Source organism: Nocardia sp. NPDC004711, from assembly GCF_053601595.1.
The window spans coordinates 168,265-191,047 of the sequence record NZ_JBSGCB010000014.1 but is presented as its reverse complement, the minus strand read 5'-3'; the positions used below and the strand labels follow the sequence as shown (position 1 = coordinate 191,047).

Below are 22,783 nucleotides of genomic sequence, written 5' to 3'. Positions count from 1 at the left end.
CAGATCTCAGGCGGTCGCCTGGGTACGGGCGGGGGCGAATTGGCTTTCCACGGGTGCGAGTCCGTAGTGGCCGCGCAGCGTCGGTGCGGTGTAGTCGGTGCGGAACAGGCCGCGCTCCTGCAGGATCGGGACCACGCGGTCGACGAAGTCCTCGAGCCCGCCGGGCAGGTAGGGCGGCATGATATTGAAGCCGTCGGCCGCGCCCTGGTCGAACCAGGACTGGAGTTCGTCGGCGATCTGTTCGGGCGTGCCGGCGAAGGTGCGGTGGCCGCGGCCGCCGCCGAGTTTGCCGATGAGCTGGCGGACGGTCAGGTCCTCCTTCTCCGCGAGCTCCTTGACGAGGGTGAATCTGCTCTTGCCGCCTTGGATGTCGCCTTCCTGCGGCAAGGGCGGCAGCGGTGCGTCGAGGGCGTGCTCGGTGAGGTCGACGCCGAGCAGGCTGGAGAGTTGCCGCAGCGCGTAGTCGGGGGAGATGAGGTCGGTGAATTCCTGTTCGAGTGCGCGGGCCTCGGCCTCGCTGTCGGCGATGAAGGGGACCAGGCCCGGCAGAACCTTGAGGTCGTCGGCGGCGCGGCCGTATTTGGGCAGCCGGGACTTCAGGTCGCGGTAGAACTTCTGCCCCTCCTCGATGGTGCGCTGTGCGGTGAACACGGCTTCGGCGTGGCGGGCGGCGAATTCCTTTCCGCTCTCGGAGGATCCGGCCTGCACCAGCAACGGGCGGCCCTGGGGGCTGCGAGGCGAATTCAGCGGACCGCGGACCTGGAAGCGTTCGCCGCGGTAGTCGAGAGTGTGAACCTTGTCGGGGTCGGCGAAGATGCCGGTTTCGGGGTCGAGCACGATGGCATCGGATTCCCAGCTGTCCCAGAGCCGTACCGCCAGGTCGACGAATTCGTCGGCGCGCTCGTAGCGGCGGGCGTGCTCGGGAATGGCGTCGTAGCCGAAGTTGAACGCCTCGTCCTCGCTACCCGAGGTGACGATGTTCCAGCCGGCCCGGCCACCGCTGATGTGGTCGAGGGACGCGAATTTCCGTGCCAGGTTGAAGGGTTCGTTGTAGGTGGTGGAGGCGGTCGCGATCAATCCGACGTGCTCGGTGACGGCGGCGATGGCGGCGAGCAGGGTGATCGGCTCGAAGACGGAGAGCGCGTTGCGCTTGATCCGGGGTCCGACGGCCAGCCCGTCGGCGAAGAACACCGAGTCGAGCTTGCCGCGTTCGGCGATGCGGCCCAGTTCCTGGAAGTGCTTCACCTCCAGGACCCGATGCTCCTCGGTGCGCGGATGCCGCCAGGCGGCCTCGTGGTGGCCGACGCCCATGAGGAAGGCGTTCAGGTGGAAGGTCTTGCGTGCGTTGGACATGGAAGAGGGTTCCTTCGACGGATTTCAGTGGGCGCGCCAGCGGGACAGCCGTTGCTCGATGGCCACGAGCACGCCGTTGTAGGTGAGTCCGACCAGGGCGATGGCCACGATTCCGGCGTACATGTCCGGAATCTGGAAGTTCTGCTGGGCGGCGGTGATCAGGTAGCCGAGCCCGGAGCGCGCCCCGAACATCTCGGCGGCGATGAGCACCAGGATCGATCCGGAGGCGGCCATGCGGATGCCGGTGAAGATCGACGGCACGGCGGCGGGCAGGATCACCTTCTGGAACAGGCGGAGCGGTGAGAACCCTAGCGAGACAGCCGATTTCACGAGCAGCGGATCGACCGTCCGCACCCCGCTGATGGTGTTGAGCAGAATCGGGAAGAACCCGGCGTACACCACCAGCGCGATCTTGGAGGTCTCGCCGATGCCGAGGATCAGGATGAACACCGGCAGCAGCGCCAGGGCGGCGGTATTGCGGAACAGTTCCAGCACCGGGCTCAGGAATTCCGCCACCGGCCGGTACCAGGCAATGGCCACACCCACCGGAATGGCGGCGACCAGGGCGATGGAGAAGCCGATGAGCGACCGGGTCACGCTGGCCGAGATGTGTTCCCACAGTTGGCCGTTGCGGATGAGCTCCAGCCCGGCCTGCACCACCGTCGAGAACGGCGGTAGGAACACCTCGTCGACCAGCCCCAGCCGTGGCGCGGCTTCCCACAGGGCGAGGAAGGCCGCGATCACGATGGCGGGCTTGCCGATTCGCCATGCGATTCTGGCGATGGCCGGCAGCACGGCCGGAGCATGCCGGGTTCCCGTATGGGTGGCGTCGCCGGTGCGGGCCGGCTCCGGACGGAGATCGATGGATGCTTCGACGAGTTGCAGTGCGCTAGACATGGGAGCTCCTCTTGTCGGCGGTGAGCGCGGCCTGCTCGAGGTCCTGTGCCCGCGCGACCTCGTCGTGCAGCAGGGACCAGACGTGATGGCGTAGTTCGCGGAATCGTTCGCTGGAACGGATATCCGGATCCCCGGCACGGTCGAGGTCGATGTCCACGACCGCCTTGATCCGGCCGGGCCGCGAGGTCAGCACCGCCACGCGCTGCCCCAGGTACACCGCCTCGTCGATGCCGTGGGTGATGAACAGCACCGTCTTCCCGGTGGCCCGCCAGATCCGTAACAGTTCGTCCTGCAACGACTCCCGGGTCTGGGCGTCGAGGGCGGCGAAGGGCTCGTCCATCAGCAGCACCTCCGGGTCGAAGGCCAGGCTGCGGGCGATGGCGACCCGCTGTTTCATGCCGCCGGACAATTCGTGCGGATAGCGGTTCCCGAATCCGGCCAGGCCGACCAGTTCGAGATAGTGCTCGGCGATCTCGCGGCGTTCGCGGCGGCGAATGCCCTTGGCCTCCAGCCCGAATTCGATATTCGCCCGGGCGGTGCGCCAGGGCAGCAGCGCGTACTGCTGGAAGACGATCCCGCGGTCCAGACCGGGTCCCGTCACCGGCGCCCCGTCCAGCAGGATCTGTCCGGAGGTGGGTTTGCCGAGCCCGCCGAGCAGATCCAGCAGGGTGGACTTGCCCGAGCCGCTGGGCCCGACCAGGACCAGGAACTCGCCGTCCCGCACATCGACGCTGATATCGGCGAGCGCGGTGAAACTCTGCTGCTCCCCGCGCACGGCGAAGTCCTTGCTGACCCCGGTGAGCGCGAGTTTGACGGTCGCGGAACTCATTTCGCCACCGCCTCACCGCTGGGACCGCTGGTGGCCGGGTAGGTGCCGTTGGCGTAGGGATTGTCCTTGTTGGTGTAGAGGTCCTTGGCCGCGAGCTTGCCCGCGGGCAGTTCCCCATTGCGGACCAGCCAGTCGATCCAGATCTGCAGTTCGCGTTCGGCGATCACGCCGCCGGGGACGGGGATGCCCGAGCTCCTGTAGTACTGCAGCAGTCCGGTGTTCTCGTTGCGCCCGCGCTTGTGGATGATGTCGGCGAACCGCGCCACCACCTCGTCGCGCGGCGTGACCTGCAGCCAGCGGGTGGCCCGCGCGGTGCCCTGCACGAAATCGGCGACGGCCGCGGCATGCGACTTCAGGTAGTCGTTGCGGAAGACGTAAGTGCCGTAATCGAACTGCCCGAACAGGTCCTTGTCGGTGTAGAGCGGATGCACTCCGCCCCGCCCGACGGCGGTGTCACGGAAGACGCCGCCGAGCGCGGCCACATCGATCTGGCCATTGCGCAGCGCGTCCTCGGTACTGGCGGGCGGCAACACGACCAGCTGGACCTGCTTGATCTCCTGATCGCTGAGCCCCTGGTCGTGCAGCCACTGCCGGGTGATGAACTCGTGGTGCGCACCCAGGGTGTTGACGCCGACCTTCTTGCCGATGAGGTCGCGCGCGGAGGTGATGCCGGAATTGTCGCGGACGAAGTAGCCGGTGAAGTTGAGTTCGTCGGCCCCGTAGGAGCTGAGGACAGCGGTGACGGGAGCGCCGCCCGCGACCAGCTTGATGACGGCGCCGTTGAAGGCGCTGCCGAATTCGACCTGCTTGGTGGCAGCGGCCTGGATATTGGCCGGGCCGCTGGTGGTGTCGCCCTCCCAGTGGAGGTCGATCTTGCTGAAGTAGCCGAGGTCGGCGGCCAGTTCGAAGGCGGAGACCTGACCGGTCGAGCCCTGATAGCGGAGGACGGTCCTACCGTCGGCGGTCGTGCCCGCGTCGTTTTTCGCGCAGCCGGTGAGCAGGACGAGAGCGCTGGATACGGCGAACGCGGCGGCGAGGGCGCGGCGCACCCGGGTCCGGCGGGGAGGGAATGCCATGGGGGAGTCTTTCGGTGAATACGACTGTCGCTCGGTGGGATTCGAGGGCTGGGCGACAACAGAGCGTCATGGGGATTCCTTTGCCGGACAGGGGAACTGGCGATGATTCGGCGGTGGTCACATGCTGCGATGGGCGCTGGGGTGCGGCAACCGGCTTTTCACCATGTGGAAATCAGCGTGAGCGAAACTCGGCGGCGCGCACCGCGCCGTCGGTGGTCTGGAACAGCGGTGCGATCCGGCCCGCGGCGATCCGCATGGCGGGCACGACGGCCCGGATCAGCTCGCTGTCCAGGCGGGCCGAGCGGGCCTGCACCGCCAGCGCCCCGTGCACCTGCCGGCCGGGCCCGACGATGGGCACCGCCAGGGCGCGGATGGGGTCGTCGGTCTCGATCAGCTCGGAGGCGAAGCCGGTGCGGCGGACCCGGTCCAGGTCGACGTCGGCGGCGGCGCGGGCGGGGGAGTAGGCCAGCAGTGCGTGGCCCGCCGCGCTGGCGTGCAGGGACTGCCGGGACCGTGGCACCTGGTGGTGGCAGAAGTGGATCGGCGGGCGGGCCTGGAAGACGGTGAGCGCGTCACTGTCGTCCATCACGCTCACGCTGACCGTGATCCGGATGCCCGCGGCCAGCGCGTACAGATGGGGCGCGGCGGACTCCAGGCCCAGCCGGGCGAGTGCGGGCCGGGCCAGGGTCGCGAGCCCGTGCCCGACGCGGTAGCGATCACCGGCCGGTCCCTGCTCGAGCAGGCCGCCGCGCACCAGGGCCTGGGCGAGACGGTGTGCGGTGCTGACGGGCAGCCGGGCCCGCTGGGCGAGTTCGCTCAGCGACAGCTCCGGATCGTCGCCGTGGAAGCAATTCAGCACCTGGATCGCGCGGTCGACAGCGCGGGCTCCGGAACGGGGTTCATCGGCCATGGAGGCACTATGGTCAGGGCGCTGAACTGGGGCAATGGTTGTGCGCATCGCGATCCGAGCCGGTCGGAGGGCGATTTTGGGTGGGGATCGTTTTGTTTCTGGTTTGTATTACGAGATCGGGATCACTATTTTCTCGTGACCTGCGTCACAAAATTGTTTACGAATTCCAGAAATGTCATTCGGCGAACTTCCGATGCGAACTGCGAAAACGGATTGAGTATCCAAGATATCCATCTGTCAACTGGCCGTGATCGTTACGTGATCTAACGTGATTGATCCGTTACCGTCGTTCATGGCTCGGATTCGACCGGGCCCCGCTCGAATCGACGAACACCGGCAACTCCGTCCCACGATTCGAGAGCAACCGATAACCCTGGGGACGGGGACCCGCAGCCGAGAGCGCGGGCCGGCGGGCGCAGGCGAGGAAACATTTTATGCATCGCAACCGGAAGCTCACCACCCGCACATTCGCTGCCGCCGCGGCCATCGGTGCGCTCGTGTCCGTCCCGTTCGCGCTGTCCACCGCGACCGCCTCGGCCGCCGGGCACAACTGGGACGCTGTCGCGCAGTGCGAGAGTAGCGGCAACTGGGGCGCCAACACCGGCAACGGGTTCTACGGCGGTCTGCAGTTCACCCAGAGCACCTGGAACGCCTACGGTGGCGGCGGCAGTGCCGCCAACGCCAGCCGTGAGGAGCAGATCCGCGTCGCGGAGAACGTGCTCGCCGGTCAGGGCGCGGGTGCCTGGCCCGTGTGCGGCGCCTACCTGTAATTCAGGTTTCGCGTCGGTTCGAAACGTCCGATGGCCCGTTCCGCAAAGTCGCGGCACGGGCCATTGTCGTATTCATGATCAAATGCGGGCTGCGTAGATCGCCTTCGCCAATTCGGTTTTCAGGGCCTGGAATTCGAGTGTCGCGGTGCCGGTGATGTCCCGGACGCCCGCCTCGACATCGCCCGGTAATGCGATCTCCCGGTCCACGATGGTCCGTCCCGGACGCGTGCTCATGACCAGGACCCCGGTGGGCAGGAATACTGCCTCCGCCACCGAATGGGTCACGAACGCAATGGTTTTGCCCGATTCGCGCCACAGCCGCAGCGGCTCCACCTGCAGCCGCTCCCGGGTGAGCTGATCCAGCGCCCCGAACGGTTCGTTCACGAGGATGACGCGCGGATCGTTGACCAGCACCCGCGCGATCCGAGGCCGCTGCTGCATGCCGCCGGACAGCTCGTAGGGCGGCCTGCCGCCGGTATTGCCGAGCCCGACGAGCTCGAGCATGCGCTGTGCCTCGGCGAGCCGCGTTTTCCGATCCACACCTCCGCATTTCGGACCGAACTCGACGCTGCCGCGGGCGGTCGGCCACGGGTAGAGGGTGGGGCCTGGAAGGCACACCCGCGTTCGGGACCGGGCCCGGCGATGGGATCGTGACCGACCAGCAGTGTGCCGTCGCTGGGTTCGAGGAAACCGCCGAGCGGTTGCAGCAAGGCTTCAGGTCCGTCCGTGCCCAGCTGCCCGCCCAGGGAAGCGGCCCGGCCTCGGGGCCTGCATCGAGGTACCCGTACTCGCTCAGCTGTTTTCGGACGTCGGTCACCGGTACGCCCAGCTGCGCCACGATGTGGGTCGGACCGGAGTCAACCCTCTTCCCACGGTCTTCGTCTGTGGCTAGAGTAACCGCGTTACTCGAGTAACGGTGTTACTCGCGAGTCCGCAGAGAAAGCAGAAAATGTCTGGACAACGCCGTCCGAATCCTCGGAAGCGACAGACGTCCCGGAAGGTCGATCACGCCCTCGCCATCGCGGCGGCGCTGTGCGTGACGGCCGCCGGTGCCGCCGCGGTTCCGGGGTCGGCCTCCGCCGATCCGGTCAACGACTTCTATGTTCCTCCTGCGCAATTCGATCCGACGCGCGGAGCGATCATCAAGACCACCGATATCTCGGCCTTACTGGCGCAGCCGGCGGACAACGGGGTCTGGCCGTTGCCTGCCAAACAGGTCATGTACACGACCCAGATGCAGGACGGCACGCCCGTCGCGGCGACCGGTGTCTTCCTCGATTCCACCCAGCCCTGGCACGGGTCCGGGCCGCGGCCCACCATCGTCATCGCGCCGGGCACCACCGGTCAGGGCGATCAATGCGCGGTGTCGCTGGCCTTCTCGACCGGGATGTACGCGAGCATCACGCCGCCGACCTTCTCCGCGAACCAGGAGGCGATCTCGGCGCTGGCGTGGAATTCGCTGGGCGCCCGCGTCTTCGTGGCGGATTACATCGGCATGGGCACACCGGGGACCCATACCTATGTCAACCGCGTCGAGGAGGCCCATGCCGTCCTCGACGCCGCGCGCGCGGCCAACAACCTGGCCGGTTCCGGCGATGACACACCGCTGGCGCTGTGGGGGTACTCCCAGGGTGGCGGCGCCACGGCCGCGGCGGTCGAGATGCAACCCGGCTACGCCCCCGAACTGAACCTGAAGGGAACGTGGGCGGGCGCGCCGGTCGCAGATCTGACCGAGGTGCTGAAGCAGGCCGACGGCAGTCTGATCAGCGGCGTGATCGGGTTCGCGCTCAACGGTTTCGTCGCGCGCTACCCCGATCTGCAGCCGATTCTGGACGAACGCACCACGCCGGAGGGCAAGGCGCTGCTGAGCGACCTGGGCAACGAGTGCATCGGCGACGTGATCCTGAAGCATCCGTTCCTGCGCAGCACCGAGTTCACCGTCGATCATCGGCCGATGATCGATCACCTCCAGGAGGTCCCCGAGGCCGAGGACATCCTGCGGCAGCAGCACATCGGAAACCTCACTCCGGCAAGTCCGGTCCTGATCACCAGCGGTCGCAACGACGACACCGTCCCCTACGGTCAGGCCCGGCAACTCGCCACCGAGTGGTGCGGCAGGGGCGCCACCGTCAGCTTCCGGACCGACGAGTTGCCCCCGATCCTGCCCGGGGCCACCCTCCCGAACCATTTCGGCCCCGAGTTGATCGACGGCTTCGGCACCGACAATGCGATCGGCTATCTGGTCGATCGCCTCAACGACGTGCCGATCCCGGGCTGCACCCTCGACTGACTCCCGCCACGAAAACCACTGCGCTGCTGTCGATTTCGTCCTGACGGCGGTGGCGTGGGGGTGCGGCCGGCTCGTGAATAGCGATCGTGCCGGACCATCCACAGGAGTAACGTGTCCCGCACCGAGGCCGGAACCGGGGCAAAGTCGCATCGGTTGGGGGACGAAATGGCGACCCGCAGAACCATTTTGCGTGCAGGTGCACTGCTTCCGATGGCTGCGGCGTGCACCCCCTTCGTGTCCGGCCCGAATTCCGACACGGTGAAACTCGCGGTGCCCTGGGGCGGCGCGGAGTTGCGGGCATTCGAGGACGTGCTCGCCGATCTGCGGGATTCCCGCCAGTTTTCGCACAGCACTCAGGTATTCACCCTGGGTGACGATGTGGGGACGGTGTTCTCGGCCGGCCGGTACACGCCGGACATCGTGGTGTTGCCGCAGCTCGGGCAGATAACCCGGCTGGCGCAGGACGGCCGGCTGCGCCCGCTCGACGAATCATTGTGGGGCGATGAACGGAAGGCGCCGCGTTATGCCCACGGCTGGTGGGAACTGGTGCATGTCGAGACGGTGTCCGGCAATCGCTGGTCTACGTCGCGCTGCACGGGACCGTCGGGCCGGAAGTCGTTGGCGTACCAGCTGTCACGATCGATCCGGCCCTGCGCGACGCACTGCGCACCACCCTGACCGTGGCGGTCCTCGCGACCGCGATGGTCGTGGCCTTCGCACTGCCGGTCGCCCACTGGCTGGCCGCCGCACGCGTCCGAATCGCGGTGCCCTGCCTGGTGATTCTGACCGTGCTGCCCGCCCAGATGTATCTGGGCGCACTGCAGCGGGTGATCGGGTCCTCCGGCTGGTTCGGCACCCTGGTCCCCTTGATCTTCACCCATGCCGCCGCCGGACTGCCGATCTCGATTCTCGTCCTGCGCGGAGCCCTCCTCGCACCGGCCTACACCCCGGCCGCCGACGCGCTGTACGGATTGGCATCGCTGCGCACCATCGTCGCCCGGCTGGGTGCCGTGGTGCCGGCGGTTGTCGCGGTGGCGGTGCTGGAGTTCATCCAGGTGTGGAACGACTTCTTCATCGGACTGCTGGTCAACGGTACCGGCGGCAGCCCGTGGTCGCTGCTGCTGTGAGGCTACACCCGCCAATTCGACGAGAGCTCCGCCCAACTCGCGACCGGGGCGCTGGTCTCCGCGGTCGTCCCGCTGGTGCTGCTGCTGGTGTGCTGGCGACGCTGGCTGGTACCGGGCCTGGCCGGGGGAGCGCGGATATGAGCGAAACCGAATCCGCGCCCGGTGGACCCGAGTCCACCGAGCTGGCCCGGGAGAGCCGCAGCCTCATGGCCACGCCGAAATCCGCGGTGTGGCAGTGGCTGCTGGGCGCCCCGGCACTGGTGGGTATCGGTATCGCCACCCTGATCGTCAATGTGATGACCGACGCGTTCAAGGCGAACCCCGCCGTGCGGTGGACCGAGTCCGCCGTCGGGTGGGTCGTGCTCGCCTACTTCCTGACCGAATCCGTCCGGCGCGGTTATCGATTGGTGCAGGATCGCGCGGGACTCACGGGTCCGCGACCCGTGGAGTTACCCGAGCCCGGAGCGCCCTGGGGGCCGGAGCACGAGCCGGAGACGAACCCGGAGTTGACCGGGAATTGGGCCGCGACCGTACTCCGCGAGCTGCCCATTCGAACCTATGAGACCGGAGTGCTCCTCGAGGTGCTCGGGGCGAGCGCCGCGGCCCGGCTCCCCGCCACCACGGCGGAGACCGAAACACCCTCCGCACCGCGACTATTGGCGAGCCTGACCACGCGGGCGCGGTGGAGCCGATGCCGCCGGGCCGCTACCGGCTGGCCGAGGTCCCGCCCGCCGGTGAGGATCCCGCCATCACAGAGACGCCCGAGTGGCGGGCCGCGCTCGCGGCGCTGCTCCGCAGGCACGCCGAGGAAGCCACGCGGTGGGCGCGGGCGCTCGATCGTCCGGCACACGCCGCGGTCGCGCGCCGCTGGTTCGAGAACGAGGAGCCCCGGCTCTGTCTCCTCCTGCGCAACTGTGCGCGACGGGCCGAACCGGAAGCGGGACAGGCGAACAACACACTGCTGAACCGGGTTCGCGCGGTGGTACCGGATCTGGCCGCGATCGCCGACGCGCTGGACATCTGGTTCGCGCGCAGCGGCCGCCCGGAGGACAGCCAGGGCGCGGGCGGCGGCCCGCACGAGCCGGGCCCGGCGGCAGCGATGGTGACGATCACGTCCGCGACCCGATACGGCCCGCTGCATGCCCTGGCCGATATCCGCGCGACGGTGCCGGAGCGGCGGCCGGCGCGCTACAGCCCGTGGACGGTGTCCCGCAGCCTGCGCGCTCGCGCCCTGCACCGACAGGCCCTGGGCGTCATGGACACCACGGACGCGAATCTGAGCAAGGCGGTCAACCTCCTGGAACAGACCTGGTGGCTGCTACCGCGCGAAGACGTCGCCGGTGAGGTGTGCGCCCTGGTGAACATGGCGATCGCGCACCTCGTGCAGGGGCGGCACACCGCCGCACGCGACCGCCTGGAACTGGCCGAATCCATGGCCGCGGGCGGGCGCGACCCCGGCGGGCTGGCCCACGTGCACGAGATCGCGGGTGTTCTCGACTGGTCGGTGGGCGAACCGCGGCACGCGCTGGCGCGATGGCAGACCGCCCTGAGCGAATGGCGCGCTCTCGCCGACGATCTCGGCACCGGCCGGTGCCTGCAACATCTGGGGTCGGCCGCGGCGGTCGATCCGGCGCTCGCCGCATTCCTCCTCGACTCCGACGGCGCGGCACCACCGGCCGAGGTGGTTCGTCAGGCCAGCGGCTGGCTGGTCCGGGCGCACGAACTCGACAGCACGCTGAATTACGCCGAGGCACACCAGGATGACCTGCTCGCGCAACTGAACGAGCTGATCGAACCCGCACCGCCCCTGGATTCGCTCCCCGGCTTCGACCAGTGGCCGCTGCCGCCACCCGATCAGGCGACCGGCTCCGGCTGAGCCTCCGGTTCCGCGACGGCCATCCTCGCGTCCACGACCAGCCCGATCACGCCGACCGCCAAACAGGCTGCCGTGACGATCAATTGGGCGGGGGAGGTGCGATTGGTGAGGGCGTCGCCCAGCAGTACCGTGCCCACGGTGCCCGGGATGATGCCGATGAAGGTGGCGATCAGGTACGGGGTGAACCGGATCGAAGACAGTGCCGCGCAATAGTTCACGATCGAGAACGGCGCGAACGCGATCAAGCGCAGCGATCCGATCGCCAGCCAGCCCCGCCGCGCCAACCGGGTGTCGACCGCCTGCACGGTCGGATGGGTGAGCCGCGCGCGGACCCGCTCGTGATCGAGGGCGCGCACCAGCCACAGCGCCAGCACCGCACTGAGTGTCGTGGCGGTGAGGGCCAGTGTGAGTCCCTCCATCGAGCCGAACAGCATGCCCGCGCTGAGGGTGAAGATGGTGCGCGGGAAGGGCGCGACACAGACCAGCGTGTGCACCGCGAAGAACACCAGCGGCAGCAGCGGCCCGACCGAGCCAGCCCACTGCCGGATCTGCTGGGGTGCCGGGTGCGGTGCGAAGGCGGCCAGCGCGAAAAGTAGCCCGCAGCCGATCAGCAAGGCCAGATTTCGCGGTTGACGGAGACGGCTGAGCAGCCCGGATACCCGCTCGAGCGGCACACGCACGGTTGTTGGCACCGCGCCAGGTTACCCGCTGGTAGTGAGACTCCGGAGACCGTTATCTCGAGGCTGCCGCTAGCATCAGGGGAAAGACGATGAATGCTCGTTAACCAAAGTGGCCGTTGAGCTGGGTGAATGCCGGTGCAACGGCCATCCGGTCAGGGAGTGGAAGAAGGAACAGCAGCTATGCCGATTGCTTCCGACTCGGACACCGATCCGGTGCCCGAGTATGCCGCCTGGCGCAAGGGTGTCGCCGGGGTGCTGGCGAAGGCCCGCAGGGTGGATGCGAGCGACTTGCCGGATGAGCCGGAGAAGCTGCTCGCGGTCACGACCTATGACGGTCTGACCGTCAACCCGCTCTACACGCGCCGCGACGAACTGCCCGAGCAGCCGCTGCCCGGGCAGTTCCCCTACGTGCGCGGTGGCGACGCCACCCGTGACGTGCACCGTGGCTGGTTCGTCAGCCAGCGTTTCGGCGGCCCCGATGCCGAGGCCGTCAACGCGGACATCCTCTTCGCGCTCGACAACGGCGTGAGCGCGGTGTGGCTGGGCGTCGCCGAGCGCGGCGTGCCGGTCGACGGGCTGGCCACCGCACTGCAGGGCTTCCTCTTCGAGCTGGCGCCGCTCACCCTCGATGCCGGGCCGGCCGCCAATGAGGCTGCGGCCGCACTGTTCTCGGTGCTCGACGGCTATGAGGCCCCGAACCGCAAGGACATTCGGGTCTCGCTGGGCGCCACCCCGCTGACGAGCCTGTTCGCCGGCTCCTCGGCCATCGACCTGGACGGCGCGGTCGCGCTGGCCCAGCAGGCGGTGGCCCGCACCGAGACGGTCCGCGCGATCACCGTGTGCGGCGTGGCCTTCCACAATGCCGGCGCCTCCGACGCCCAGGAGCTGGGTGCGGCGGTGGCCGCGGGCCTGGAGTACCTGCGCTCGCTCACCGACGCCGGGGCCGATATCGCGGATGCGCTGGAGCAGTTGGAGTTCCGCTTCGCGGCCACCGACGACCAGTTCGAGACCATCGCCAAATTCCGTGCCGCCCGGCGACTCTGGGCACGCGTCGCGCACGTCTGCGGGGCTCCGGCCTTCGGTAACGCGCCGCAGCAGGCGATCACGTCCGCGGCCATGATGAGCCAGCGCGACCCGTGGGTGAACATGCTGCGCACCACCCTCGCCGCGTTCGGTGCGGGCGTCGGTGGCGCGGACATCGTCACCGTGCTGCCCTTCGACGAGGCGCTGCCCGGCGGGGAGCTCGAGGTCTCCAAGGCGTTCTCGGAGCGTATGGCCCGCAACACCCAGCTGCTGCTGCTCGAGGAATCCCGTCTCGGCCACGTGCAGGACCCGGGCGCGGGCTCCTGGTACGTGGAATCGCTGACCGATGAGCTCGCCGCCAGGGCGTGGGAGTTCATGCAGGAGATCGAGGCCGCCGGCGGCTACCTGGCCGCGCTGCAGGCGGGCCTGCTCGCCGAGCGCATCGCCGAGACCAAGGCCAAGCGCGATTCCGATGTGGCGCACCGCAAGACCGCCGTCACCGGTGTCAACGAGTTCCCGAACCTGGGCGAGAAGCCGCTGTCGGAGGCCGCGCGCGCCAAGACCTCGCCGGCCCGCTACGGCGCGGCCTTCGAGGCGCTGCGCAACTGCTCCGACGCCTACCTGGCCGCCAACGGCGCGCGCCCGCAGGTGCGCCTGGTTCCGCTGGGCCCGGTGTCGGAGAACAATGTTCGTGTCACCTTCACCACCAACCTGCTGGCCTCCGGCGGCATCGAGGCGGTCACCGAGACCGGCCCGTCGATCGCCGTGCTGTGCGGCTCCGACACCCGCTACGGCACCGACGCCGCCGCGGCCGTGGACGAATTGCGGGCTGCCGGTGTGACCACCGTGCTGCTGGCCGGACCCGAGAAGGCGGTCGCGGAGCTGACCGGCGCGCAGCGCCCGGATGGTTTCGTGACGGCCCGCATGGATGCTGTGGCGGCTCTGACCGGCCTGCTCGAAAAGCTGGGAGCGTAGAGATGAGCGATATCAAACATCGCATCGGCAATTTCGCCGAAGTACCGCTGACCGAGGGCGGCACCGCGCCCGCCGACGTCAGCGCCGCGCAGGTCGACGCCTTCGTCGCCGAGGCCGCGAGCGCCAATCACTATGCGCCCGAACAGCTCACCTGGTCGACCCCCGAGGGCATCGAGGTGCCGCCGGTGTTCACCAAGGCCGACCGGGACGCCATCGTCGCCGAGGGCTACCCGCTCGACAGCGTGCCGGGTGTGGCCCCGTTCGTGCGCGGCCCGTACCCGACCATGTACGTGAACCAGCCGTGGACGATCCGCCAGTACGCGGGCTTCTCCACCGCCGCCGACTCGAACGCCTTTTACCGCCGCAACCTGCAGGCGGGCCAGAAGGGCCTGTCGGTCGCCTTCGACCTGGCGACCCACCGCGGCTACGACTCCGACCACCCTCGTGTGACCGGTGACGTCGGTATGGCCGGTGTCGCCATCGACTCCATCCTCGACATGCGGGAACTGTTCGATCACATTCCGCTGGACCAGGTTTCGGTGTCGATGACCATGAACGGCGCGGTGTTGCCGATCCTGGCGCTCTACGTCGTCGCCGCCGAGGAGCAGGGCGTCAAGCCCGAGCAGCTGGCCGGAACCATTCAGAACGACATTCTGAAGGAGTTCATGGTCCGCAACACCTACATCTACCCGCCGAAGCCCTCGATGCGGATCATCTCCGACATCTTCGCCTACACCTCCGCGAAGATGCCGAAGTTCAACTCGATCTCCATCTCCGGCTACCACATCCAGGAGGCCGGAGCCACGGCCGACCTGGAGCTGGCCTACACCCTCGCCGACGGCGTGGAGTACATCAAGGCCGGTCTGGACGCGGGCATGGAGGTCGACAAGTTCGCGCCGCGACTGTCGTTCTTCTGGGCCATCGGCATGAACTTCTTCATGGAGGTCGCGAAACTCCGTGCGGGACGGCTCCTCTGGAGCGAGCTGGTCGCCAAGTTCGAGCCCAAGAACTCGAAGTCGCTGGCGCTGCGTACACACTCGCAGACCTCGGGCTGGTCGCTGACCGCGCAGGACGTGTTCAACAACGTCGCGCGCACCTGCGTCGAGGCGATGGCCGCCACCCAGGGCCACACCCAGTCGCTGCACACCAACGCGCTGGACGAGGCGCTGGCCCTGCCGACGGACTTCTCCGCGCGCATCGCCCGCAACACCCAGCTGCTCATCCAGCAGGAGTCCAACACCACCCGTCCGGCCGACCCGTGGGGCGGCTCGTACTACGTGGAGTGGCTGACCCACCAGCTGGCCGAGCGTGCCCGCGCCCACATCGCCGAGATCGAGGCGCACGGCGGTATGGCGCAGGCGATTTCGGAGGGCATCCCGAAGCTGCGCATCGAAGAGGCCGCCGCCCGCACCCAGGCGCGCATCGACACCGGCCAGCAGCCGGTGATCGGCGTCAACAAGTACCTGGTCGAGGAAGACACCCCGATCGAGGTGCTCAAGGTCGAGAACTCGCGCGTGCGCGCCGAGCAGAACGCCAAGCTGGAAAAGCTGCGGGCGGAACGCGATTCGGCCGAGGTCGAGAGGGCGCTGGCCGAATTGACCCGTGCGGCGGCCTCGTCCGAGGGCGGCATGGACAACAACCTGCTCGCCCTGGCCATCAACGCCGCGCGCGCCAAGGCCACCGTGGGTGAGATCTCCGACGCGCTGGAGCAGGTGTACGGCCGCCACCAGGCCGAGATCCGCACGCTCTCCGGCGTTTACCGTGAGGAGGCCGGCAAGGTGACCAATATCAGCAAGGCCATCGAACTGGTCGAGGCGTTCGCCGAGGCCGAGGGCCGTCGCCCCCGCATCCTGGTCGCCAAGATGGGTCAGGACGGCCACGACCGCGGCCAGAAGGTGATCGCCACGGCCTTCGCCGACCTCGGCATGGACGTCGACGTGGGCCCGCTGTTCCAGACCCCCGAGGAGGTGGCGCAGCAGGCGGCCGACAACGACGTGCACGTCGTCGGTGTCTCGTCGCTGGCCGCAGGCCACCTCACGCTGGTGCCCGCCCTGCGGCAGGCACTGGCCGATGTCGGACGCCCCGACATCATGGTCACCGTCGGCGGCGTCATCCCGCCCGGTGACTACGACGAGCTGTACGCCGCGGGTGCCGCGGGCATCTTCGGGCCCGGCACCATCATCGCCGACGCCGCGATCGACCTGATCAAGAAGCTGGCCGCACAGCTGGGCCACGAGATCGGCACCGGCGCAACGGAATGAGCGACGCCGCACGCGGGACCGAGGGTGGCGGAATCCACCCTCGGCTCGGCACCACCGCCGGCGTCGGCCTGCCCGGCCCCGCCGGCGCAGCAACGCCCGGCCCCGGCGCCCAGCCCGCCACTCCGGTGGCGCGCCGAGTGATCGACGTCGACCAGCTGGCCGCGCAGGTCCGGGCAGGGGAGCGGGCCGGCCTGGCCCGCGCCATCACCCTGGTCGAATCGACCCGCACCGACCATCGGGACCTGGCCCAGCAGCTGCTGCTGCGGCTGACCCCCGAAGCGGGCAAGGTGGTGTCCAATCGCGTTGGCATCACCGGTGTTCCGGGCGTCGGCAAGTCGACGTTCATCGACGCGCTCGGCATGTACCTCATCGGCCAGGGCCACCGCGTGGCGGTACTGGCCGTGGACCCGTCCTCGACGCGGACCGGCGGCTCGATCCTCGGCGACAAGACCCGCATGGCGCGACTGTCGGTGGAACGGGACGCCTTCATCCGCCCGTCCCCCACGGCCGGAACCCTCGGCGGCGTGGCGAAAGCGACCCGCGAGACCATCGTGCTGCTGGAGGCGGCAGGCTACGACGTCATCCTGGTGGAGACCGTCGGTGTCGGCCAGTCCGAGGTCACCGTCGCCAATATGGTCGACGTCTTCTGCTTCCTCACCCTGGCCCGCACCGGCGACCAGCTGCAAGGAATCAAGAAGGGCGTCCTCGAACTCGCCGACCTGGTGGCCGTGAACAAGGCCGACGGCCGCCACGAACTGGAGGCCAAGGCCGCCGCGCGGGAGCTGCAAGGAGCCATGCGGCTCATCCACCCGCGCGAATCCCTGTGGCGTCCTCCGGTTCTCACCATGTCCGGCCTGAACGGCATCGGACTGGATTCGTTCTGGGACACGGTCCTCACCCACCGTCGCGTCCTCACCGAAGCAGGCGAGTTCGCCGAGAAGCGCCGCCGCCAGCAGGTCGACTGGACCTGGACCATGGTCCACGACAACCTGCTCCGCCGCCTCACCGAGAACCCGAACGTCAAGGCCCTGCGCACCCAGGTGGAAAAACAGGTCCGCGACGGCTCGCTCACCCCCGCCCTCGCCGCCGAAGAAATCCTCCGGGCCTTCGACGAACGGGCCTGAGCCCCATGGACATCCGGATCCGACCAGGTACCGAATCCGACGCGGAAGCGGTCGCCACGCTGCACACCGCCAGCTGGCGCACCGCCTACGCGAGCATCATGCCCGAGAGCTACCTGACCGGTGCGCTGACCGACGACCACAAGGCGCTCTGGCACAGCCGCCTGACCGGCGACCGGTCCGAAGGCGACCTCTTCATCGCCGAATCCGGCTCGGAAATACTCGGATTCATCTACCTGGCACCCCGCGCAGACGGCCGCATTCTGATCGACAATCTGCACGTCAGCCCGACCCGCAAACGAGGCGGCATCGGCTCCCGCCTCCTGCACCACGGATTCGAATGGGCCGCTGCCGAATACCCGGGCCGCCCCGTCTACCTCGAAGTCCTCCAGACCAATACACCCGCCATCGCCTTCTACGAGCGCCACGGCGGCCACCCCGGCGAACCCCGGACCGCACACTTCCCCCAGGGCTTTGATCTCCAGGAACTGGAAATTACCTGGTCACGCAGCTGATACGGGAATCGCGATCAATCGATCGATGTGGCGCAGCCGGGCAGCCATCACACCGACGGCGAACACCGACAGACTTACGGTGACCAGGGCTCGACGGTGACTGCTTGCCGATCATGCGTGCCGAATCCACCGACACCAACCCAGCGGATCCTGAACCAGCACATCGAGCGCGTCACCCACCACACCGACCGCATCCACCGCGGTGATGTCGTCGATGATCTGCCCGCCCCAATCCATACCTTTCTTCTCCTTCTAAACTCCCAGAGCCCCCGCGAAAAGCGGCCAAGAGTCATGCATGTCGTCCTGCCAGTACGGCCACGCATGCGTCCCATTCCGATACACCACCTGCGCCGGAATCCCCAGCGAACCCAATGCTCCGACAAGCGAATCCGTGCAGGCTCGCACCACCGTCTCCATAGCCCCACCCACGCCCAGCCGATCCGTCAGCGCGTTGACATTCCCCCCGATGCTGGGATCGTCGAGCGAGTCATGAACTCCCAGAACGCCATTCCCCGCCGAAATGTACAGCGCCACACCGCGCAGTCGGTCCGCATTGAGAACCGGGTCGTGGGTGCTCCAGGCCGGATTGTCGTCGCCGCCCCACATATTGGCGGCATTCGCGCCGAACAGCTCGAGCGTGGATCGCACATAGGTCCGCGCCGCCGCGTCCGCCGTGCGCGGGCAACCGCTGAAGGAACCCACCGCCTGATACATACCGGGTGCTTGGATGGCGAGGTTGAGTGCGGAGGTGGCCGACATCGATGCGCCCGCGACGGCATTGCGCCCCGTCATCGCGAATCGCGATTCCAGCAGCGGCGGCAATTCGTGAATAAGGAAAGTGGACCATTGGTTCCGGCCCAGTGTCGGATCATCGGCGACCCAGTCGGTGTAGAAGCTGGCCCGGCCACCGATCGGGGTGATCACATTGACCGGCTTGTCGGCGAAGAACTGGGCGACATCGGTCCGATTGGTCCACGGGCCGCCGGTCTCACCGCCGTCGACCGCATTGAGCAGGTACAGGGCGGGCGCGGGGCCGTTCGGGTGCGAAACCCACACCGGGATGGTCCGGTTCATGGCCGCCGAGTAGACGGTGACCTCGTACTGGCGGCCGCCCAGCGGGCGCACGTCGACGATGGAAGCCCCTGGGTTGGGGTCGGCCGCCGCGGTGACGGGCGCAAGGGCAGCAAATGTGGCGATCAAGGCAACGAGGTAGCGCGACAGCCGATGCATGACAGCGAGTATGTCGCTTTTGAGGCTATTTTCCAGACAAAATCGTGCGTGTTGGTCTACAGAATGTCCTGCGGTGACGTGATTGCATCCTTCTAGAAACCGTTCGGTAGCAAACTTGTAGCATCGCCCGTCGGAACTGTCTGGAAGCGTAGCCGTCCAGCGCGGAAACCGTGCCGGGCCGACGCGGCGCTTGTCAGATCATGGCGCGCAGTGGACCCTCGGGCTCGATGCCCATGATGGTCAACGCCGTCGAGTGGTACAGCGATCCGGGCGTGTGGATGGCGTGCTGCAGACCCACGTGCGCGTCCCGCCAGAACCGCTGCATGACGTTCTGCCGCCGCACTGCATTGCCGCCGGACCGGGCGAAGATCTCGTCCACCGCCGACACCGCCCGCCAGGCGCAGCGAACTTGATTGCGCCGCACCAGGGAACGATCCTCGAAGGTGATGGTCTTCCCGGCCTCGGCCTGGTCGTGGAGGCGGCTGATGCCGTCCAGGAGTTGCGTGCGCGAGGCCGCGATATCGGCCGCCGCCTCGGAGATGGCCGACAGCACGTACGGATCGTCCTTGATCTTGGTGCCCATGGCCGTGACCCGGTCGCGCTGATAGTCCAGGTGCGCCGCGAGCGCGCCCTCGGCGATGCCGATCACCGCGGAGGTGATGCCCAGCGGGAACATGGCCCAGAACGGCAGCTTGTAGACGGTCTCGGTGCGGCCTGCCCGCTCGGCCGCGATCTCACCGGCCGCGACGGCATCGAATTCGATGGTCCGATAGGCCGGGATGAACGCGCCGTCCACGATGACGTCCTTGCTGCCGGTGCCCTGCAGCCCGATGACATCCCACGAGTCGTCGACGATCGTGTAGTCCTTGCGCGGCAGCACCACGTGCAGCACGGTCGGCGGCATGACCGGGTTGCCGTCGGCGTCACCGAGCAGCGCGCCCAGGAAGATCCAGTCGCAGTGATCGGTGCCGGAGGAGAAGTTCCAGCGACCGCGCAGGGTGTATCCGCCGTCGGCCGGCGTCGCCACGCCCTGGGCGGCATACGGCGAGGCGATCCAGGTGTCGGGGTTCTCGCCCCACACCTCGTTCTGCAGCCGCCGGTCCATCAGCGCCATCTCCCACGGGTGCACGCCGCCGACGCCACACACCCAGCCGGTGGACCCGCAGTGCTGGGCCACGGCCATGACCGCCTCGGCGAAATCGCGCGGATGCGCCGCGTACCCGCCGAAATCGGCGGGCTGCAGCAACCGCATCACCCCGGCCTGACGGATCAGCTTCACGCTCTCGTCGTAGAGCTTGCCCAGCCGCTCGGTCTCCTCGGCGGTCGCCGCCAACTGGCCCGACAGCTCCGCGACCCGGTTCACTACCTCGTGCGTCATCGCAACTCCCCACTGGTTCGGTGTGCCCCTATTAGAACGCGTTCTAGCGGCGGTGTCCGGGAATCCGTTTGCCCGCGAGCGAAATTCCCGATGATCGGAACCCGGCCTGCGGCGGGGTTCGGGCGATGCTATCGCCGGGTGTGACGCAGCAGACGGTGAATTAGATTGTGCACAATCTAATTGCTGGCTACCGTATTGGACATGACCGATGAGCTGGCGCTGGAAAACCAGCTGTGCTTCGCGCTCTACTCGGCGTCCCGGGCCATGACCGCCATGTACCGGCCCCAGCTGGACGCCCTGGGCATCACCTATCCCCAATACCTGGTGCTGCTCGCGCTCTGGCAGCGCGACGACCGCACCGTCGGCGATCTGTGCTCGGCCCTGGAACTGGACTCGGGCACGCTGTCGCCACTGCTCAAACGGCTCGAGGCGGCGGGCTTCGTGGCACGCCGCCGCTCGACCGTCGACGAACGCCGCGTGGAGATCACGCTGACCGACAGCGGACGCGAATTGCGTTCGGCCGCATGCCGGATCCCGGCGCGATCGGCCGACATCGCCGGCCTGCCCGGCGAGGAACTGATCCAACTGCGGGAAACCCTGCACCGACTCACCGAAGCTCTCACCGCCCACACCCGATCGAAGGAGACCCCCTGATGAACGTGCTCTACACCGCCGAAGCCCTCGCCACCGGAGACGGCCGCAACGGCCAGGTCCGCACCGACGACGGCAAGATCGACGCCACGCTCTCGATTCCGAAGGAGATGGGCGGCAACGGCCTCGGCACCAACCCGGAGCAGCTCTTCGCGGCCGGTTACGCGGCCTGCTTCCACTCGGCGCTGCGCACGGTGGCGCGGTCGCTGAAGGCGAATGTGGACGACTCGGCCGTGGGCGCGAAGGTCGGCATCGGCCCCAATGACGCCGGCGGGTTCGGCCTGGCCGTTACCCTCGAGGTGTCGCTGCCGCACCTGCCCCTGGACGAGGCGCAGGCGCTGGCGGACAAGGCTCACCAGGTGTGCCCGTATTCCAATGCCACTCGCGGCAATATCGAGGTCGACGTCATCGTGGTCGAAGACTGAGGAGGATGAGCATGCGTGCGGTAATTATCGAACAGTTCGGCGAGCCCGAGCAGGTCCTGACCACGGCCGAGCGGCCGGTGCCCGAGCCCGGGCCGGGTGAGGTGCGGATCGCGACCACGCTGGCCCCGATCCACAATCACGACCTGGCCATCATCCGGGGCGTCTACGGCTACCGGCCCGAGCTGCCCGCCATCCCGGGCACCGAGGCCGTCGGCCGCGTCGATGCCCTGGGCCCGGGGGTCACCGGCCTGGAAGTCGGTCAGCGCGTGACGGTTTCGGGTGTGCAGGGTGCGTGGGCGGAGTACTTCGTGGCCAAGGCGGGCGGGATCGTCCCGGTGCCGGATGCGGTGTCCGACGCGACCGCGAGTCAGCTGCTGGCCATGCCGCTGAGCGCACTCATGCTGCTCGAGGATCTCGATGTCGAACCTGGTCAGTGGATCGCGATCAATGCCGCCAATGGCGCGGTGGGACGACTGGTGAACCAGCTCGCCCGCGCCCGCGGCGTCCACGTCCTGAACCTGGTGCGCAGCGCGGCGGCCGCGAAGTCGTTGCGGGAGCTGGGTTTCGAACCGGTGCTCGAGACCGAGTCGGGGGACTGGCAGCAGCAGGTCGCGGAGGTCACCGGCGGCGAACCCATCGCCCGTGCGGTGGACCAGGTCGGTGGGCCGGCCGCCGATGACCTGCTGTCGGTGCTCGGCCCGCGTGGTGAGCTCATCACCTTCGGCGCGCTGTCGGGCCAGCCGCTCGTGCTCAACCCTGGCCCGATCATCTTCAAACAGGCCGTGGTGAAGGGCTTCTGGGGTTCCAAGCGCGCCGAGGAGATCGGCGGTGACGAACGCCGCCGCCTCATCACCGAGCTGGTGACCCTGGCCGGCCGCGGCGAACTGGACCTGGCCATCGAGGCCACCTACCCGCTCGCGGAGGCCGCCGAGGCCGCGGCCGCGAGCGAACGCCCGGGCCGCAATGCCAAGATCGCGCTCAGCGCCGCGGCGCTACCCGGCCAGTAGGACCGCGATCAGCGTGATCGCGCCGGGCAGCGCCTGCCCGACGAAGATCCGGCGGCTCGCGGTGGCCCCACCATAGAGTCCGGCCACCACGACGCAGGCCGCGAAGAATATCTTCGCGGCCTGCCCCACCGGATCGGCGGCGATCAGGCCCCAGATCAGCCCCGCCGCCAGAAAACCGTTGTAGAGCCCCTGATTCGCGGCGAACACCTTGGACTCCTCGGCGAACTCGGCCGTGACGCCGAAGCCCGCGCGCACCCGCGGAGTGGTCCACAGGAACATCTCCATGATCAGGATGTAGACGTGCAGCGCGGCGAGCAATCCGACCAGGATGTCCGCGACCAATCGCATGACCGACCCGCCTTCCGTGAGGTTTCAGCCGACACCGGCCA

The 22,783-nt window shown here is 68.3% G+C and carries 23 protein-coding genes; 12 read left to right on the top strand and 11 right to left on the bottom strand.

The features are described from left to right. Positions 1-6: 6 nt before the first annotated feature. From ACWEKS_RS16765 to ACWEKS_RS16745, 5 genes are all read right to left on the bottom strand, one after another. Positions 7-1,353: an LLM class flavin-dependent oxidoreductase gene (locus ACWEKS_RS16765; RefSeq protein ID WP_452340924.1), complete on the bottom strand. Its 1,347-nt coding sequence runs from the start codon at positions 1,351-1,353 to the stop codon at positions 7-9. A gap of 24 nt (positions 1,354-1,377) precedes the next feature. Beyond that, on the bottom strand, positions 1,378-2,250 hold the full coding sequence (locus ACWEKS_RS16760) for an ABC transporter permease (protein ID WP_452340923.1): 873 nt from the start codon (positions 2,248-2,250) through the stop codon (positions 1,378-1,380). Further along, positions 2,243-3,079 (bottom strand): ABC transporter ATP-binding protein, encoded by an 837-nt coding sequence (locus ACWEKS_RS16755; RefSeq protein WP_452340922.1) that lies wholly within the window; start codon positions 3,077-3,079, stop codon positions 2,243-2,245. The genes ACWEKS_RS16760 and ACWEKS_RS16755 overlap by 8 nt, the downstream gene beginning before the upstream one ends. Continuing rightward, entirely contained in the window at positions 3,076-4,155 is a 1,080-nt protein-coding gene (locus ACWEKS_RS16750) for an ABC transporter substrate-binding protein (protein ID WP_452340921.1), read from the bottom strand. Before ACWEKS_RS16750 ends, ACWEKS_RS16755 begins: the two co-directional genes overlap by 4 nt. A gap of 172 nt (positions 4,156-4,327) precedes the next feature. After that, positions 4,328-5,065, bottom strand: coding sequence for an IclR family transcriptional regulator (locus ACWEKS_RS16745; protein ID WP_452340920.1), 738 nt, complete (start codon positions 5,063-5,065; stop codon positions 4,328-4,330). 434 nt (positions 5,066-5,499) lie between these two features. Between ACWEKS_RS16745 and ACWEKS_RS16740 the strand changes: the two genes are divergently transcribed. Further along, positions 5,500-5,835 carry a transglycosylase family protein gene (locus ACWEKS_RS16740; RefSeq protein WP_040863871.1) on the top strand — a complete coding sequence of 112 codons (336 nt, stop codon included), beginning with the start codon at positions 5,500-5,502 and terminating at the stop codon, positions 5,833-5,835. A 78-nt stretch (positions 5,836-5,913) separates the two neighbouring features. Here the strand turns inward: ACWEKS_RS16740 and ACWEKS_RS16735 are convergent, their stop codons facing one another. After that, positions 5,914-6,453, bottom strand: a complete 540-nt coding sequence (locus ACWEKS_RS16735; protein ID WP_452340919.1) for an ATP-binding cassette domain-containing protein — start codon at positions 6,451-6,453, stop codon at positions 5,914-5,916. 331 nt (positions 6,454-6,784) lie between these two features. Between ACWEKS_RS16735 and ACWEKS_RS16730 the strand changes: the two genes are divergently transcribed. The 4 genes from ACWEKS_RS16730 to ACWEKS_RS16715 all read left to right on the top strand — a co-directional run bounded on the left by ACWEKS_RS16730 (position 6,785) and on the right by ACWEKS_RS16715 (position 11,128). After that, positions 6,785-8,125, top strand: coding sequence for a lipase family protein (locus ACWEKS_RS16730; protein ID WP_452340918.1), 1,341 nt, complete (start codon positions 6,785-6,787; stop codon positions 8,123-8,125). 210 nt (positions 8,126-8,335) lie between these two features. Next, on the top strand, positions 8,336-8,803 hold the full coding sequence (locus tag ACWEKS_RS16725; protein WP_452340917.1) for a hypothetical protein: 468 nt from the start codon (positions 8,336-8,338) through the stop codon (positions 8,801-8,803). A 2-nt stretch (positions 8,804-8,805) separates the two neighbouring features. Next, complete coding sequence (locus tag ACWEKS_RS16720; protein WP_452340916.1) at positions 8,806-9,252, top strand: hypothetical protein; 447 nt, start codon at positions 8,806-8,808, stop codon at positions 9,250-9,252. 691 nt (positions 9,253-9,943) lie between these two features. Next, a complete protein-coding gene (locus tag ACWEKS_RS16715; RefSeq protein WP_452340915.1) occupies positions 9,944-11,128 on the top strand; it encodes a hypothetical protein in 1,185 nt (394 codons plus the stop codon). Here the strand turns inward: ACWEKS_RS16715 and ACWEKS_RS16710 are convergent. Continuing rightward, positions 11,107-11,820, bottom strand: a complete 714-nt coding sequence (locus ACWEKS_RS16710; RefSeq protein ID WP_452340914.1) for a TVP38/TMEM64 family protein — start codon at positions 11,818-11,820, stop codon at positions 11,107-11,109. The genes ACWEKS_RS16715 and ACWEKS_RS16710 overlap by 22 nt on opposite strands. Positions 11,821-11,988: 168 nt before the next feature. On the opposite strand from ACWEKS_RS16710, the gene ACWEKS_RS16705 reads away from it, so the two are divergent. The 4 genes from ACWEKS_RS16705 (at position 11,989) to ACWEKS_RS16690 (ending at position 17,703) form a co-directional block, all read left to right on the top strand. After that, positions 11,989-13,806 (top strand): methylmalonyl-CoA mutase family protein, encoded by a 1,818-nt coding sequence (locus ACWEKS_RS16705; protein WP_452340913.1) that lies wholly within the window; start codon positions 11,989-11,991, stop codon positions 13,804-13,806. A 2-nt stretch (positions 13,807-13,808) separates the two neighbouring features. Further along, positions 13,809-16,067: a methylmalonyl-CoA mutase gene (gene scpA / locus ACWEKS_RS16700; protein ID WP_452340912.1), complete on the top strand. Its 2,259-nt coding sequence runs from the start codon at positions 13,809-13,811 to the stop codon at positions 16,065-16,067. A gap of 125 nt (positions 16,068-16,192) precedes the next feature. After that, positions 16,193-17,191 (top strand): methylmalonyl Co-A mutase-associated GTPase MeaB, encoded by a 999-nt coding sequence (gene meaB, locus ACWEKS_RS16695; protein ID WP_364612020.1) that lies wholly within the window; start codon positions 16,193-16,195, stop codon positions 17,189-17,191. 5 nt (positions 17,192-17,196) lie between these two features. Next, positions 17,197-17,703 carry an N-acetyltransferase family protein gene (locus tag ACWEKS_RS16690; protein ID WP_452340911.1) on the top strand — a complete coding sequence of 169 codons (507 nt, stop codon included), beginning with the start codon at positions 17,197-17,199 and terminating at the stop codon, positions 17,701-17,703. 111 nt (positions 17,704-17,814) lie between these two features. Here the strand turns inward: ACWEKS_RS16690 and ACWEKS_RS16685 are convergent, their stop codons facing one another. The 3 genes from ACWEKS_RS16685 to ACWEKS_RS16675 form a co-directional block, all read right to left on the bottom strand. Then, positions 17,815-17,940, bottom strand: coding sequence for a hypothetical protein (locus ACWEKS_RS16685; RefSeq protein ID WP_452340910.1), 126 nt, complete (start codon positions 17,938-17,940; stop codon positions 17,815-17,817). A 15-nt stretch (positions 17,941-17,955) separates the two neighbouring features. Beyond that, positions 17,956-18,933, bottom strand: coding sequence for an alpha/beta hydrolase (locus tag ACWEKS_RS16680; RefSeq protein ID WP_452340909.1), 978 nt, complete (start codon positions 18,931-18,933; stop codon positions 17,956-17,958). Positions 18,934-19,126: 193 nt separating this feature from the next. Next, the gene (locus ACWEKS_RS16675) at positions 19,127-20,311 is read right to left on the bottom strand and encodes an acyl-CoA dehydrogenase family protein (RefSeq protein WP_452340908.1); all 1,185 of its coding nucleotides are present in this window, start codon (positions 20,309-20,311) and stop codon (positions 19,127-19,129) included. Positions 20,312-20,512: 201 nt separating this feature from the next. Here ACWEKS_RS16675 and ACWEKS_RS16670 point away from each other — a divergent pair, with 201 nt between their 5' ends. From ACWEKS_RS16670 to ACWEKS_RS16660, 3 genes are read left to right on the top strand one after another with little or no spacing between them, the layout of a single operon-like run. Beyond that, positions 20,513-20,965 carry a MarR family winged helix-turn-helix transcriptional regulator gene (locus ACWEKS_RS16670; RefSeq protein ID WP_452340907.1) on the top strand — a complete coding sequence of 151 codons (453 nt, stop codon included), beginning with the start codon at positions 20,513-20,515 and terminating at the stop codon, positions 20,963-20,965. Continuing rightward, entirely contained in the window at positions 20,965-21,387 is a 423-nt protein-coding gene (locus ACWEKS_RS16665; RefSeq protein ID WP_452340906.1) for an organic hydroperoxide resistance protein, read from the top strand. Before ACWEKS_RS16670 ends, ACWEKS_RS16665 begins: the two co-directional genes overlap by 1 nt. An 11-nt stretch (positions 21,388-21,398) precedes the next feature. After that, positions 21,399-22,394 carry a zinc-binding dehydrogenase gene (locus ACWEKS_RS16660; protein WP_452340905.1) on the top strand — a complete coding sequence of 332 codons (996 nt, stop codon included), beginning with the start codon at positions 21,399-21,401 and terminating at the stop codon, positions 22,392-22,394. Here ACWEKS_RS16660 and ACWEKS_RS16655 read toward each other — a convergent pair. Beyond that, complete coding sequence (locus tag ACWEKS_RS16655) at positions 22,380-22,742, bottom strand: DUF1304 domain-containing protein (protein WP_354849236.1); 363 nt, start codon at positions 22,740-22,742, stop codon at positions 22,380-22,382. The two genes, ACWEKS_RS16660 and ACWEKS_RS16655, sit on opposite strands and share 15 nt — an antisense overlap. Positions 22,743-22,783: the final 41 nt, after the last annotated feature.